General features: G+C 72.1%; 14 protein-coding genes. 5 read left to right on the forward strand and 9 right to left on the reverse strand.

All coding sequences use genetic code 11. The annotated features are described in order from the left end of the window. The first annotated feature begins 100 nt into the window (after window positions 1-100). Both AB0H64_RS21790 and aac(3) read left to right on the forward strand, forming a co-directional pair. Window positions 101-2,311, forward strand: coding sequence for a PASTA domain-containing protein (locus AB0H64_RS21790; RefSeq protein ID WP_357627171.1), 2,211 nt, complete (start codon window positions 101-103; stop codon window positions 2,309-2,311). Between the two features lie 96 nt (window positions 2,312-2,407). Continuing rightward, window positions 2,408-3,259 (forward strand): aminoglycoside 3-N-acetyltransferase, encoded by an 852-nt coding sequence (aac(3), locus tag AB0H64_RS21795; RefSeq protein WP_357627173.1) that lies wholly within the window; start codon window positions 2,408-2,410, stop codon window positions 3,257-3,259. A gap of 281 nt (window positions 3,260-3,540) precedes the next feature. Here the strand turns inward: aac(3) and AB0H64_RS21800 are convergent, their stop codons facing one another. The 6 genes from AB0H64_RS21800 to AB0H64_RS21825 form a co-directional block, all read right to left on the reverse strand. Further along, window positions 3,541-4,440, reverse strand: a complete 900-nt coding sequence (locus AB0H64_RS21800) for an RNA polymerase sigma-70 factor (protein WP_357627175.1) — start codon at window positions 4,438-4,440, stop codon at window positions 3,541-3,543. A gap of 69 nt (window positions 4,441-4,509) precedes the next feature. After that, on the reverse strand, window positions 4,510-5,688 hold the full coding sequence (locus AB0H64_RS21805) for an FAD-dependent oxidoreductase (RefSeq protein WP_357627176.1): 1,179 nt from the start codon (window positions 5,686-5,688) through the stop codon (window positions 4,510-4,512). A gap of 282 nt (window positions 5,689-5,970) precedes the next feature. Beyond that, a complete protein-coding gene (locus tag AB0H64_RS21810; RefSeq protein WP_357627179.1) occupies window positions 5,971-6,177 on the reverse strand; it encodes a hypothetical protein in 207 nt (68 codons plus the stop codon). Continuing rightward, on the reverse strand, window positions 6,095-6,451 hold the full coding sequence (locus AB0H64_RS21815; RefSeq protein ID WP_357627522.1) for a site-specific integrase: 357 nt from the start codon (window positions 6,449-6,451) through the stop codon (window positions 6,095-6,097). The genes AB0H64_RS21810 and AB0H64_RS21815 overlap by 83 nt, the downstream gene beginning before the upstream one ends. Window positions 6,452-6,546: 95 nt before the next feature. Beyond that, on the reverse strand, window positions 6,547-6,837 hold the full coding sequence (locus AB0H64_RS21820; protein WP_357627181.1) for a putative quinol monooxygenase: 291 nt from the start codon (window positions 6,835-6,837) through the stop codon (window positions 6,547-6,549). A 24-nt stretch (window positions 6,838-6,861) separates the two neighbouring features. Beyond that, complete coding sequence (locus AB0H64_RS21825) at window positions 6,862-7,920, reverse strand: aldo/keto reductase (protein WP_357627184.1); 1,059 nt, start codon at window positions 7,918-7,920, stop codon at window positions 6,862-6,864. A 170-nt stretch (window positions 7,921-8,090) separates the two neighbouring features. Between AB0H64_RS21825 and AB0H64_RS21830 the strand changes: the two genes are divergently transcribed. After that, the gene (locus tag AB0H64_RS21830; RefSeq protein WP_357627186.1) at window positions 8,091-8,948 is read left to right on the forward strand and encodes a helix-turn-helix transcriptional regulator; all 858 of its coding nucleotides are present in this window, start codon (window positions 8,091-8,093) and stop codon (window positions 8,946-8,948) included. A gap of 152 nt (window positions 8,949-9,100) precedes the next feature. On the opposite strand, the gene AB0H64_RS21835 is transcribed toward AB0H64_RS21830, so the two are convergent. Beyond that, on the reverse strand, window positions 9,101-9,280 hold the full coding sequence (locus AB0H64_RS21835; RefSeq protein WP_357627189.1) for a DUF4158 domain-containing protein: 180 nt from the start codon (window positions 9,278-9,280) through the stop codon (window positions 9,101-9,103). A 348-nt stretch (window positions 9,281-9,628) separates the two neighbouring features. On the opposite strand from AB0H64_RS21835, the gene AB0H64_RS21840 reads away from it, so the two are divergent. Continuing rightward, window positions 9,629-9,985, forward strand: a complete 357-nt coding sequence (locus AB0H64_RS21840) for a phosphotransferase (protein ID WP_357627192.1) — start codon at window positions 9,629-9,631, stop codon at window positions 9,983-9,985. 52 nt (window positions 9,986-10,037) lie between these two features. On the opposite strand, the gene AB0H64_RS21845 is transcribed toward AB0H64_RS21840, so the two are convergent. Beyond that, window positions 10,038-10,559 (reverse strand): TetR family transcriptional regulator, encoded by a 522-nt coding sequence (locus AB0H64_RS21845; protein WP_357627195.1) that lies wholly within the window; start codon window positions 10,557-10,559, stop codon window positions 10,038-10,040. A gap of 98 nt (window positions 10,560-10,657) precedes the next feature. Here AB0H64_RS21845 and AB0H64_RS21850 point away from each other — a divergent pair, with 98 nt between their 5' ends. Further along, on the forward strand, window positions 10,658-12,907 hold the full coding sequence (locus AB0H64_RS21850) for an MMPL family transporter (RefSeq protein WP_357627198.1): 2,250 nt from the start codon (window positions 10,658-10,660) through the stop codon (window positions 12,905-12,907). A 93-nt stretch (window positions 12,908-13,000) separates the two neighbouring features. On the opposite strand, the gene AB0H64_RS21855 is transcribed toward AB0H64_RS21850, so the two are convergent. Beyond that, the gene (locus AB0H64_RS21855; RefSeq protein ID WP_357627201.1) at window positions 13,001-13,372 is read right to left on the reverse strand and encodes a hypothetical protein; all 372 of its coding nucleotides are present in this window, start codon (window positions 13,370-13,372) and stop codon (window positions 13,001-13,003) included. Window positions 13,373-13,420: the final 48 nt, after the last annotated feature.

A 13,420-nucleotide genomic window follows, 5' to 3' on the forward strand; every position in this document is an offset into this window, starting at 1 on the left:
TGTCACGGTCCGGTGGCGAAAGGGGCTGGACCGTTGACTCTCCGCCGCCGGTTGCCTTCAGTGGAAGGTGATGTGGGGTGGCGGCGAGGGGAGGCGCCCCGTGCCAACGGCGCAGCCGCTCAGGACGGGGGACCCACGGCGGCTCGGCTCGTACGAGCTGACCGGGCGCCTGGGCGAGGGCGGCCAGGGCGTGGTGTTCCTCGGTTCGAGGGGCGAGGAGAGTCACGGCGAGCAGAGCTCCGGCGACGGGAGCCACGGCGAGAAGAGGTGCGGCGAGGAGAGGCGCGGCGAGGAGAGGTACGCGGTCAAGCTGCTGCACGGCCCCGTGGGGGACGAGCGGGCGGCGTTCCTGCGGGAGGTGGAGCTGGCCAAGCACGTGGCCAGGTTCTGCACCGCGCAGGTCATCGAGGCGGGCTTCGACGAGGGCCGGCCGTACATCGTGAGCGAGTACGTCGACGGGCCGTCACTGCAACGGCACGTCGTGCTCACCGGGCCGCGCGGCGGCGCCGCGCTGGAACGGCTCGCGGTCAGCACCGCGACGGCGCTCGCGGCGATCCACCGGGCCGGCATCGTCCATCGCGACTTCAAGCCGCAGAACGTGCTGCTCGGCGACGACGGCCCGCGCGTCATCGACTTCGGCCTGGCCAGGGCGCTCGACGCGGCGGCCACGGTCAGCGGCAGGGGCGTCGGCACCCCCGCGTACATGGCGCCCGAGCAGATCACCGCCTCGGCCGTGACCGGGGCGGCCGACGTGTTCTCGTGGGGGGCCACCATGTGCTTCGCGGCCAACGCGGTCGCGCCGTTCGGTCAGGACTCGGTGGCGCCGGTCCTGCACCGCATCCTCACCGCGCCGCCGGAGCTGGGACGGCTGGACGGGCGGCTGCGGGAGATCGTGGCGGCGTGCCTGGACAAGGACGCGCGCAACCGGCCGGGCAGCAGGGAGCTGCTGCTGGAGCTGCTGGGCGACGCGGACGGCGTGCCGGCGGAGGTGCTGCGCTCGCCACCGCCGCACATCCTGCGCGCCTCGGCCTCGTGGCCGTCCGACCCGGCCGGCCCCCACTCCGCCTCCGGAACGGATTCCGGTGCTGCGTCCGGGCCTGCGTCCGGGCCTGTGGCCGGGGCCGCGCCCGCGTACGCGCTGGCGGGGTCCGCGCCGGTCGCCCGGCCCGAGGCGACCGGCACGCCCCACGGCTACCACCTGCCGGAGGGCGCGTCCTTCCACACCGGCCGTCCACCCGGAGGGAGCGCGCAAAGCTCCGGCGGGGCGTATCCCGCGCCCGGGACGTATCACTCCGCTCTCGGCACCGGCCGGGCCGCCCGCGACAGCGAGCAGACGCGGCGCGTCGGGCAGGCGTTCAACCGGGCCGGGCTGGCGGTCTCCGCCGCCCTGCTGGTGAGCGCCGCCGTGCTCGTCACGGTCGTGGTGCCGGCGTTCCGGCACGCCGGCTTCGGGCCCGCCGCGGCCGGCCCCACGGTGATCACGACCGCCCCCGCCGGCACGATGCCCGGCACCGGGCACGCGACCCCGCGCAAGGAGCGGCACAGCACGGGCGCGCACACGCAGCCCGCCGCTGATCCCGCCACTGATCCGGTTTCCGTCCCGGCCGCCGAGCCCCCGGTCCCGGTGGCCGGTGGCGTGCACGTGCCGGCGCTCGGCGGCCTCGACCGGGGCTCGGCGGTCAAGGCGCTCGAACGCGCGGGCCTGGTGGCCGGCACGGTCACGCAGGTGGACTCCCCGCGCAAGGTCGGCCAGGTGCTCGGCTCCCAGCCGCAGGCCGGCGTGGCGGTGCCCAAGGGGACGGAGGTCGCGCTGCGCGTGTCGGCCGGCCTGGTGGTGCCCGCCGTCACCGGCATGCGACGCGGACCCGCCGAGACGGCTCTGACCAGCGCGGGCCTGGCCCTGGGCGCGGTGAGCACGTCCTGCTCGGCCCGGCCGGACGGTCAGGTCCTCTCGTCCAGCCCGTCGGCGGGCACGCGGATCGCGGGCAGCGGCAAGGTGGCGCTCGTGGTGTCCAAGCACGGGACGAAGGTTCCGGGCCTGCTCGGCCGTACGGGAGAGGCGGCGAGCGGGACGCTGCGCGGGGCCGGTCTCGCGGTGACGCAGGACACCCGGCTGGTGTCGGACGAGTCGCGCGCGGGCACGGTCCTGGCGCAGAGCGTCGCGGCCGGTACGTGCGCGAAGCCCGGCAGCGGCGTGGTCCTCACCGTCGGCGTCCTGGCCCAGAGCGACCCCGACCCCACCGAGCCCTCCGAACCCCCGGCCACGGAGCCTCCCACCCCGACCGCCACCGCCTCCGACAGACCCGCCTGAGCCGGTGGACTTCAGCCAGATCACCCTTGGGTCGACAATCCAAGGACTGATGCAGGCAGGGGTCTCCGGTCCAGCGCCGGCGATATCTTTGCGATCATGGATGAGCTGGCGCTGCTCAAGCACTCCGACGGCCCGGTGACCCGCGACCGGATCGCCCGCGACCTCACCGCTCTCGGCCTCGCGGAGGGGGACGTCGTCATGTTCCACACCCGTATGTCCGCCATCGGGTACGTGGCAGGGGGCCCGCAGACGATCATCAATGCCCTTCTCGACGTCGTGGGGAAGCGTGGAACCCTCATGGTCACCTGCGGCTGGAACGACGCCCCGCCGTACGACTTCACCGACTGGCCCCGGGCATGGCAGGACGCCCTGCGCGAGGGTCATCCCGCGTACGACCCCGACCTGAGCGAGGCCGACCACGACAACGGACGCCTGCCGGAGGCGCTGCGCCGCCGGCCCGGCGCGGTCCGCAGCCGGCACCCGGACGCGAGCTTCGCCGCCCTCGGCGCCTCGGCGGCCGCACTGATGGCCGATCACCCGTGGGACCACCCGCACGGCCCCGGCAGCCCGCTGGCCAAGCTGGTCGCCGCCAGAGGCCGCGTGCTGCTGCTGGGCGCTCCCCTGGACACCCTCACGCTGCTGCACCACGCCGAGGCGCTCGCGGACGCGCCGGGCAAGCGGTTCGTGGAGTACGAGCAGCCGATCCTCGTGGACGGCGAGCGGGTCTGGCGCCGCTTCCGCGACATCGACTCGGAGGACGGGGCCTTCGACTACTCCCGGGTGGTGTCCGAGGACCAGTGGCCGTTCGCCGTCATCGCGGAGGAGATGATCGCCGCCGGCATGGGGCGTCGAGGGCTGGTGGGCGCGGCCGGGAGTCACCTGTTCGAAGCCGAGGACGTGGTGCGCTTCGGCGTGGCCTGGATGGAGGAGAAGCTCGGGAAGGGGTGACGAGGAGGCCGACCCGGTCTCGGACTCGAGGGCAGGCCGGGGACTGCTGACGTCAGCCTGACGTCAGCGCGCCGACCCGGGCGGAAAGACGCTGCCTGGACAGCCCCGGATGGCTGCTGGTGGCCGTGGCCGGCACGGTGGACGGCAGGACGAGCGTCACCATCTCGCGCGCGGCGGCCGAGAGCAGGAGACGCGGATCCTTGTCCCCACCGAGGTAGCCGACCGCGCCCTTGGCGGAGGACGGTCAGCGCTTGTCACACCCACGTGTGCGCGCTTGAGTGTCAGGGGAACGCCAGGCCGTTGTCGGGGGTGAGGCCGCCGAGCTTGTCGGGGTTGACCTGGAAGCGCAGGTTCTGGATGTGGCCGTCGACGAGGTCGTACGACAGGGCGCCGACGGTGTGGCCGTCGAGGGTGGCCAGGATGCCGAGCTCGCCGTTGATGACGGCGGGTTCCATGGTCAGGGTGGCCAGCCCAGGCTTGGCCAGGAAGCCCAGGATCCAGCGCGCGACGTGGTCGATGCCGTGGAGGGGGCGGCGGGCCGCGGTGACCTTGCCACCGCCGTCGGACCAGGCGGTGACGTCGGGGGCGAGCATCTCCATCACGGCGTTCAGGTCGCCGCCCGCGCAGGCCTCCATGAACTGTGCGGTGATCTGCCGGCGTTGGGCCTGGTCGGTGTCGAAGCGGGGGCGGCGGGCCTGGACGTGCTCGCGGGCGCGGTGGGCGATCTGGCGGATCGTCGGCTCGGGACGTTCGAGGGTCTCGGCGATCTCGGCGTGCGAGTAGCCGAAGACCTCGCGGAGCAGGAAGACAGCGCGTTCGACGGGGCTGAGGGTTTCCAGGACCACCATCATCGCGAAGGAGACGGTTTCGGCCAATTCGGTCTCCGTGGCGATGTCGGGGGAGGTCAGGAGGGGTTCGGGGAGCCACGGGCCGACGTAGGTCTCGCGGGTGGCCTGCGCGGAGGTGAGGCGGTTCAGCGACAGGTTGGTGACCGTTCGCACCAGGTACGCCCTGGGGTGGCGGATCGCGTCGCGGTCGGCGGCGCTCCAGGTGATCCAGGCGTCCTGGAGCACGTCCTCGGCGTCGGTGACGCTGCCCAGCATGCGGTAGGCGGTGGCGAACAGCAGCCGCCGGTGTTCGATGTACGGATCCTGCTCGGCCCTGCCGTCGATCGCGACCATCGGCTCATGCTGCCAGCGCCGCGACCTGGGAGGCAAGACCGAGGTCACGGCGCCGGGCGTGGGTGCCCGTCATGCCGCGGGCCTGCGGGTGGCGCGGCCGCCCTTGGAGACGATGGTGGTGACGTTCATGCGCTTGCTGAGCCGGTACGTCGTGAGAGGGCTGCCGCTGACCATCTCCTTGTAGGCGACGGCGCCCCGGCCCTTGAGGACCCACCGGCTCGGGGTGTCGTCGGCCTTGGTGAACTGGATGACCGCGTCGCGACGGCCGAGGCTGACCGGCTGGTGGAAGTAGCCGAACCGGAACGGCTTGACGGCCTTGCCGCGCAGCAGCCGGGCGATGGTGTCGGCGGTGTGCTGGGCGGTGGGCAGGCCGCTCTGGCAGGTGCCGTGGATCTGCCCCCAGGGCATGCGGACGGCGGCGGCGTCGCCGACGGCGTGGATCTCCGGGTGGGACAGCGACCGCAGCGTGGCGTCCACCAGGATGAGGCCGCGGTCGTCGGTGGCGATCCCGGCCTCGGCGGCGAGCGGCGACACCTTGACGCCGGTGGTCCACAGGCAGGCGTCGGAGTGGACGAGCCGGCCGTCGGCCAGCTCGACGGCGTCGGGCAGCACCTTGGTGACGCGGGCGCCGGTCTCCAGGGCGACGCCGAGGCGGTCCAGCGCCCGGTAGAGGTGGGCGCGGGCCTTGGCGCCCATCATGCCGCCGGGCTCGTCCAGGCTGATCAGCGTGACGTTCAGGTCCGGGTGGCTCTCGGCGATCTCGGTGGCCGCCTCGATGCCGGTCAGGCCGCCGCCGCAGACGGTGACGGTGCCGCCGGTCTTGGCGATCTCCGTGAGCCGCTCGGCGAACCGGCCGGCGATCTCCGGGCTGTTGAGGGTGAACGCGTGGATGTCGGCGCCGGGGACCTTGCCGGTGTCGGTCGAGCTGCCCAGCGCGTAGACGAGCGTGTCGTACTCGAGGGTCCTGTCGCCGTCGACGGTGATCTGCCGAGCGCCGGGGTCGATGGCGGTGGCGGTCCCCTGGACGAAGGTGACGCCGGTCCCGGCGAGCAGGTCGGCGATCCGGTGGTCGGCCGGCTCCTGTCCGGCTGCGATCTGGTGCATCCGCAGCCGCTCGACGAACCGGCTCGAAGGATTGACCAGTGTGATCTTCACGTCGAGCCGGCGGGTGCGGTGGGCCAGCCGGATGGCGCTGAACATGCCCGTGTAGCCGGCGCCGAGGACGACGATGCGGTGGCCGTTGTTCATTTCGTTCTCCCAAGGTCGGGCACCGGTTTCGGTGCCGGTGACGCCCATGGGACAAACGACCCGCACCGCACGTGACAGGTCATGGATGTGAACCACATCACATCGGTCACCTTGCAAGTCTCGGTCACGGAGCCAGCGAGCAGTTGTTCTCGATGATGTCGGGGCGGATAGGCCGGGTCAGCGCCGGGCGCAGCAGCGGGTACGCGAACCGGTCTCCTCGGCCCCGCGGTCATCGAGCAGGACGGTGCGGACGCTGCCGCCCTTGCCGTAGACCCGGACGTGTTAGTCGGCCGGGCGCAGGTCCAGGTCTTCGACGTACAGGCCGCACACCTCCGAAGCGCGTGCGCCGCACACATAGGCGGTCTCGAACAGCACCCGATCCCGCAGCCGGTCCAGCGGTTGATCCTTACGCGGCCGCCGCGAGCAGATCACCGCCAGCACCTTGGCCACGTCGGCGGCCGCGGCCGGGCGGGGCAGGCTCTTGGGCACCTTGACCGTGTCGATGCGGTCCCATCGGGTTGGCGGTCAGGAGGTCGTGGCGGATGGCCCACTTGGCGAAGGAAGCGATGACGGCGCGGTTGCGCTTGCGGCTGGCCGGCAACAGGTCGGCGAGCTCGGCCAGGTAGGCGCGGATCGGCGCGGCGGTCAGCTCTCCGATGTCCTCGCCGTGGTGGGCGGCGAAGGCGATCAGGTCGCCGCGGTAGGCGTGTCGGGTGTGGGCGGAGGCGCCGGCGTTGGCCAGGTCGGTGAGGAAGTCGTCCAGGTGCGCCGCGAGAGGCCGGTGGGGAGAGAAGCCGGCAGCCGGGACGGCGAATGCGGCCGGCCGTTCCCGTGCAGGGGGAACGGCCGGCCTGGTCGCTAGGGCGCCTCGACCAAGGTGCGCAGGGTCAGTGGCCGGGCGAGTATCCGGTCAAGAACCTGCTGGGCGTGACGCAGGTGCGGGGTGGTGAAGTGCTCGTCGAAGGCCTGCCGGTTCTCCCAGCGTTCCACGATCACCATGGAGGCGGGGTCGTTGGGGTCGGCGTAGGCTTGGTAGGCGAGGCAACCGGGTTCGTCCAGCGTCGGTTCGATCAGGGCTTCCAGCGCGGTACGGAGCCGGTCATGCTGGCCGGGCGCGGCCAGGAACTCGGCGATCACGAAAAGGGACATGACGTGGCCTCCTTTGGGCCTCTTTCACGCGTGGCGGGCCGGGCCGCTGCCCGCGCCGGACACGGTGATCGCGGTGGCGATGTCCTCGAGGTCGGTGGGAGTCAGCTCCAGCGAGCCGGCGCCGATCCAGCCGTCCACCTGGGCGGCCGTGCGTGCGCCGACGATCGCGCCGGTGATGCCGGGCCAGGCCAGCACCCAGGCGATGGCGACCTCGGCCACGGTGCGGGCACGACGCTCGGCGATCGGCCGCAGCGCCTCGGCGAGCCGGAGGTTGGCGCTCAGGCCGGTGGTGAAGTCGTGGTGAGCGGTGCGCCAGTCTTCTGCGGGTAGGCCGGCCACGCGCTCGGCGGAGAAGGCCCCGGTGAGCAGACCGGACTGCAGCGGCGAGTAGACGATGACTCCGGTCTCGTGGGCGTGGGCCCAGGCGATCTCGGCGGCGGACGACCGGTTGATCGCGGAGAACGGCGGCTGGATGACGTCGACGTGGGCGATCCGCTCGGCGGCCTCCAGCAGGTCGGGCGTGTGGTTGGACAGCCCGATCGCCCGGACCTTGCCTTCGGCCTTCAGATCGGCCATGACCTGCCAGTACTCCTCCAGCGGCGTGGCGTTGGGCGACACCGCGCCGAACCCGCCGCCGGCGTACTCCAGTGACTCGCCGGTGTCGGGATAGTGCACCTGGTACAGGTCGATGTGATCGACGCCCAGCCGCCGCAGCGAGTCTTCGAGCTCGCGGCGGACGCTGGCGGGCTTCATGATGCGCCGGGGCGCGGCCGACGGGTTGTCCGGGTCCCAGACCAGGCCGACCTTGGTGAAGAGGTAGGGGCGGTCAGTCTCGGGCAGATCGGCGACCGCCTTGCCGACCAGTTCCTCCGAATGGCCCAGGCCGTAGACGGCGGCGGTGTCGATCCAGTTGACGCCGGCCTCCAGCGCGTGGCGGATCGCGGCGACCGACTCGGCGTCGTCCGTGGCACCCCAGCTGAAGGTCCAGCCCGAGCCCGACACGGCCCACGAACCGAAGCCCAACCTGGTGATCTCCATATCGGTACGCCCGAGCCGGTGGACGGGCAACTGCGAAGACGTCACGTGAGTGAACCTCCAAAATCTTTTGCCGCCACGGTGTGCCCCGGGGCGGCGCCGGAGCCGTTCCGGCGCCATCCACTGTGGGCGGGCGGCCCCGGCTCAGCCAGCCCCAGCGCGTGCCTGGGCACGCCATGACCAGGCACGCCCAGGCGGGGTCGGCGATACTTGAGGGCATGATGTTGGATCGACGTGCCGAGCTGGGCGAGTTCCTCCGGTCGCGGCGGGCCCGGCTGCGTCCACAAGAGCTCGGCCTGACCGCGTACGGGCAGCGGCGCCGCGTCCCCGGGCTGCGGCGCGAAGAGCTGGCGCAACTGGCCGGAGTCAGCGTCGACCACTACATCCGGCTGGAACAGGGACGCAGCCTGCACTTCTCCGCCGAAGTGCTGGACGCGGTGGCCCGGGCGCTGCGGCTGGACGCCGCCGAACGCACGTACCTGCATCGCCTGGCCCGGCCCGCTCCGCCCATCGTGCCCGCCGCTGCCGACCGGCCGTCGCTACGCGCCGGCATCCACCGGATGTTGGCATCGATCCATGACGTGCCGGCCTATCTGGTCGACCGCGACACCACCGTGCTGGCCTGGAACCGGCCCGCCGCCGCGCTGATCACCGACTTCGGGGCGCTGGCGCCCAAGCAGCGCAACATGGCCCGGCTGACCTTCCTGGACGAGGGCATCCGCCACCTGTACGCCGACTGGCCGGCACGAGCCCGCGACATCGTCGCGTTCCTCCGCCTGGACGCCGGGCGTGAGCCCGGCGATGCGTCCATCGCGGCCCTGGTCGCGGAGCTATCGGCCGCCAGCGCCGAGTTCCGCCGGTTGTGGAGCGAGCACCAGGTGAAGGACAAAGTCCACGGGCGCTACCTGTACCGGCATCCGCTGGTCGGGGAGCTTGAGCTGGCTTATGAGACCTTGCGGCTGCCGGATCACCCGGAGCTGGCGCTCGCCGTCCACACCGCCGACGAAGGCTCTGCCTCCGAGACCGCGCTCCGGCTCCTGACCAGCTGGACCGATCAGGAGACACCGGCCCGCTGACCGCCTCTGGTACGGGCTGACAGCTACGTCAGTGCATGGGGTCCCGGTAGCAATGAAGAAATTTCCAACGAAGTAGTCTCTGACCTGCATAAACGGAGACACTTGACCGCCTGTGGCGGGTGATGATCGCTGCCGCTACGTTCGTTCCGGTTTCAACCCAGCCACGGTAACGTGCACAGCTGGACGGCCAGCCCCAACCGCGCCGCGGGCCCGCGCCCGCCGCCACGGTCCAGGTTGTCGATGAAGCCCAGATCCTTCCGCGTCAGCGTGAAGAACTGGAACAGTTCCTCCCGGCCGATCCGGATACGACCGCAGTCGCTCCATCTGCTCATCAGAGAAGAACTGGGTCGCCAACCCATCAACCTCCACGGAAGTACTGCAACCAGTACGAACCGTAGCGGCAAAGATCGTTAACCGTCCTAGGAAGGCGAATAACGCAGTTCAGAGATGGGTTCGTTGGATGCGGCCGATGCGCTTTGTGGTTAGGGCGCGGAGGCAGTGACGAGCGTGTCAAGCTGCTGGTTTCCGGCGGCGATCAAGGGAAGCGACGGTCTCTCGGGCCGGTGTGGGGTGCCCCGTGGCGATCAGTGACTCGGACATCTCAAGCGTGCTTTCCGCTTACCTCGACCGTTACCCGGGGGAGGCCGTGCTGCTCCCTCAGGGAGGGGCGGCTTCGCGGCATGTGGGCGAGGATGCGGAGTCTGCCCCGCGACCCGGGAGGAGACGTGATGACCCATGGTGACCTCATCCCCGGCAACGTGCTCGTGTCCGCGGGCCGGCTCAGCGGGATCCTCGACGTCGGCGGCTTCGGCCCGGCCGACCCCGCTCTGGATCTCGTGAGCGCGTGGCACCTGCTGGAGGCGGGGCCGCGGCAGGCGCTCCGCGAGAGGCTCGGCAGCGACGACCTCGCATGGGAGCGGGGCAAGGCGTGGGCCTTCCAGCAGGCGATGGGCGCGGTCTGGTACTACGTCGACAGCAACCCGGCCATGAGCCGTATGGGCCGGCGCACTCTGGAACGCCTTTTGGCCGACACGTAGCCGGCCGGACGCCGGTGAGAGATGCGGACCGTACCGCCGGGCGGGTGCGCCGTCAGATCGCGCGGGCGGCGCGGAGGAGCTCCGCGCGGACCTGCTCCTCCGGGAGGTCCGTCGTGTGCACCACGCCCCACTGCAGCGCCCCCAGCACGGCCCAGCCGCGCAGCCGGGCCCCGGCGTCCGGCTCCGGTCCCACCAGCCGGCCGAACAGCTCATCCCGGAACGTCCGGATGGCCTCGCCCGGCGACCCCGGCGGGGCGTCGTCGGCGCCGCCGACGTCCTCCATGATCAGGCGCAGCACCGTCCGGTGCCGCACGACGAAGCCGACCAGGGCCTCCAGGAACTCCTCCCGGCCGGCGAACTCGGCGCCCAGCAACGTGAGCATGTCGTCGGCGCAGGGCGCGAGCAGCTCGGCGGCCAGCCGGTCCTTGGGGTGGAAGTGGTAGGCGACCGCGGTCTTGGTCAGCCCGACGGCCGCCGCGATGTCGGCGAGCGAGGTCCGCGCGTAGCCGCGCTCGGCGAACAGCGTGCGGGCGGCGGCGAGGATCCTGCTGCGGGTGTCGTCGGCTGTGGTCATCGTCTCATTTCCGTATTCGCCTCAGCCTTCGGGTATATCCCGATCTATCGTAGATCCTGTACGACCGTACAGGACGGCCGTCGAGGAGGGGGCCTGCGATGACGCGGTTCTTGGGACGGCTGGGCGGCTGGTGCGCCCGGCACGGGATGGTGGTACTGGCGTTATGGGTGGTCGCGGCGGCCGGCCTGCTGGGCGGCAGCCTCGTGCTCGGCAGTCCGGTCAGCAACGACGTGACGATCCCCGGAACGGACGCGCAGCGCGCGCACGACCTCATGCGCACCGGCTTCGGCCCCGGCTACGACACGGGCGGCACGGTGCAGCTCGTCGTCTACTCGGCCAAGGGGCAGCTCATCGACAAGCCCCGCAAGGAGGCCGTCGAGCGGGCGATCGCCGCCATCCGCGCGGTCCCGCACGTCAAGCAGGTCGACACGCCCTACCGCCGCGGCGGCATCGCCTCCAACCTGCAGATCGGCCTCATCACCGTCCGCCTGGAGGGGCACGACACCACCAAGCCCGCCGAGGCCGCCCAGGCCGTGTCGCGGGCCGCCGCGCCCGCCAGGGCCGCCGGGCTGGAGGTCGTCCCCGCCGACAGCTCCACCCCCGCCGACAAGGAGATCAAGACCGGGCCGAGCGAGATCATCGGTGTGGCGTGCGCGCTGCTGGTGCTCGTCTTCGCGTTCGGCACGCTGACGGCGGCGCTGGTGCCGATCTTCACCGCGCTGGTCAGCGTGGCCGCCGGGCTGGGCATCATCGGCCTGCTCGGCCACGTCGTCGACGTGCCGAAGCAGGCGGGCATCATGGCCACGATGATCGGGCTCGGCGTGGGCATCGACTACGCGCTGTTCCTGCTGTCGCGGCACCGCAGGCTGCTCGCCGACGGCGTGCCCGTCCAGGAGTCGGTGCGGCGCACGGTCGCGAGCTCGGGCGGCGCCGTGGTGTTCGCGGGCGGCACGGTCATCGTCGCGCTGAGCGCGCTCGTCCTCGGCGGGTTCCCGCTGCTGCGCACGCTCGGCTGGATCACCGGCATCTCGGTCGTCACGGCCGTGCTCACCTCGGTCACGCTCGTCCCCGCCCTGCTCGGGCTGCTCGGTCACCGCGTGAACGCGCTCAAGCTGCCCTTCCTCGGCCGCCGCCGCGGCGAGTCGTCCGGCTGGGCCGGTCTCGGGGCGTGGGTGGCCCGCCGCCCGTGGCGGGTGCTGATCGGCAGCGTCGTCGTGCTGGCCGCCCTCACCGCCCCCGCCCTGGCGATCAAGCTCGGGCCGCTCGACGAGGGGTACGGCGCCCAGGGCTCCGAGCCGCGGCGCGCGTATGAGCTCATGGCCTCGGGCTTCGGGCCGGGCGTCAACGGGCCGCTGCTCGTCGTCGCCCGGCTCGACGAGAAGGCGGCCGACGCCAAGGCCCCCGTGGTGGAGCGGCTCACCGACGCGATCGAGGACGTGGACGGCGTCGCGCACGTCGCCCCGGCCAAGGTCGGCACGTCCGGCCGGTCGGTGATGATCCAGGCGATCCCCGACTACGCGCCCAGCGACGCCCGCTCCGCGGACGTCGTGCACGACGTCCGCGCCCTTTCCGTGCCCGGCGCCCACCTGCACGTCGGCGGCAAGGTCGCCGCGCTGACCGACGCCGGTGACCGCATGGCCGAGCGGACGCCGCTGGTCATCGGCGTGGTCGTGCTCCTCAGCGCCCTGCTCCTGCTGCTCGCCTTCCGCGCCCCGGTGGTCGCGCTGAAGGCCGCGGTCATGAACCTCGTCTCGCTCGGCGCCGCGTTCGGCGCGCTCGCGATGGTCTTCTCCGTCGGGCTCGGGAGCCGGCTCGTCGGCATGGACCCGCCGCTGGAGGCGTCGTCGCTGCAGACGTTCTTCTTCACGGTGCCGATCGAGAGTTATGTGCCGCTCATGCTGTTCGCGGTGCTGTTCGGGCTGTCGATGGACTACGAGGTGTTCCTGCTGACGGCCGTGCGGCAGGCGTACCTGCGGCACCGCGACAACTCCCGCGCGGTCGCCGAGGGTCTCGGCTCGACCGGCCGGGTGATCACCTCGGCCGCGCTCATCATGGTGTCCGTGTTCGTGGCGTTCATCGCGTATCCGGACCCGATGGTGAAGACGTTCGGCGTGGGACTGGCGGCGGCCATCGCCGTGGACGCCACGATCATCCGGGGCTTCCTGGTGCCCGCCACGATGGTGCTGCTGGGCCGGGCGAACTGGTGGTGCCCACGCTGGCTGGACCGGCTGCTGCCGAACCTGTCGGTCGAGGGTCACGAGGAGGACGACCACGACGGCCGGACCGGAGGGGACACCGGCCAGGGCGAGCGCGAGGAGCTGCCCGAGCCGGTGGGGGCCCGCGGCTGAGCGCACCCCCGCGCACGGGACGGCTCCGCTCCGCTCGAGGCGGGGCGGGGCCGTCTGTCCGCCGGGGAAGGCGTCATGTGTCCGCGCGGGTCACTACTTCATCGGCTTGGGCTCTTCCTTCTTGGGCTCTTCCTTCTTGGGCGTGCAGCTGTGGAAGCCGCTCATGTAGCCGTCGCGGAAGCCCTTGTTCCAGGCGCCGCTGCCGGTGGAGTTGAGGTCGAACGGCTTGTTGTTCCTGCAGTCCGACCGGCCCTCGGTGAAGCCGCTGTCGTGGCCTCTGTTGTAGCGCTTCTTCCACTTCTTGCCGGGCTTCTCGCTCAGGGTTCCGGTAGCGGTCTGGACGACCGGCGCCGACGCCTCCGCAGTGCTCGCGGAGGCGGACGCGGGGGAGGCCGCGGCCGGCCCGAACGCGAGCGCGCCGAGGAGTGCCGGGGCAGCCAGCATCATCACTCGCCTGGTACGCATTCCTGTCTCCTTGATCCCGCCGGCCCGCGGTGACGGCCACCCCGGGTG

The sequence above is a fragment of the Nonomuraea sp. NPDC050733 genome, assembly GCF_040654215.1.
Taxonomy (GTDB): Bacteria; Actinomycetota; Actinomycetes; order Streptosporangiales; family Streptosporangiaceae; genus Nonomuraea.

What these genes read in the sequence shown, in the direction of transcription:
- AB0H64_RS21805 (WP_357627176.1), bottom strand. Translation starts at nt 5,688, where the DNA reads ATGAACAACGGCCACCGCATCGTCGTCCTCGGCGCCGGCTACACGGGC.
- AB0H64_RS21855 (WP_357627201.1), bottom strand. Translation starts at nt 13,372, where the DNA reads ATGCGTACCAGGCGAGTGATGATGCTGGCTGCCCCGGCACTCCTCGGC.
- AB0H64_RS21820 (WP_357627181.1), bottom strand. Translation starts at nt 6,837, where the DNA reads ATGTCCCTTTTCGTGATCGCCGAGTTCCTGGCCGCGCCCGGCCAGCAT.
- AB0H64_RS21830 (WP_357627186.1), top strand. Translation starts at nt 8,091, where the DNA reads ATGATGTTGGATCGACGTGCCGAGCTGGGCGAGTTCCTCCGGTCGCGG.
- AB0H64_RS21800 (WP_357627175.1), bottom strand. Translation starts at nt 4,440, where the DNA reads ATGGTCGCGATCGACGGCAGGGCCGAGCAGGATCCGTACATCGAACAC.
- AB0H64_RS21835 (WP_357627189.1), bottom strand. Translation starts at nt 9,280, where the DNA reads ATGAGCAGATGGAGCGACTGCGGTCGTATCCGGATCGGCCGGGAGGAA.
- AB0H64_RS21850 (WP_357627198.1), top strand. Translation starts at nt 10,658, where the DNA reads ATGACGCGGTTCTTGGGACGGCTGGGCGGCTGGTGCGCCCGGCACGGG.
- AB0H64_RS21840 (WP_357627192.1), top strand. Translation starts at nt 9,629, where the DNA reads ATGTGGGCGAGGATGCGGAGTCTGCCCCGCGACCCGGGAGGAGACGTG.
- AB0H64_RS21845 (WP_357627195.1), bottom strand. Translation starts at nt 10,559, where the DNA reads ATGACCACAGCCGACGACACCCGCAGCAGGATCCTCGCCGCCGCCCGC.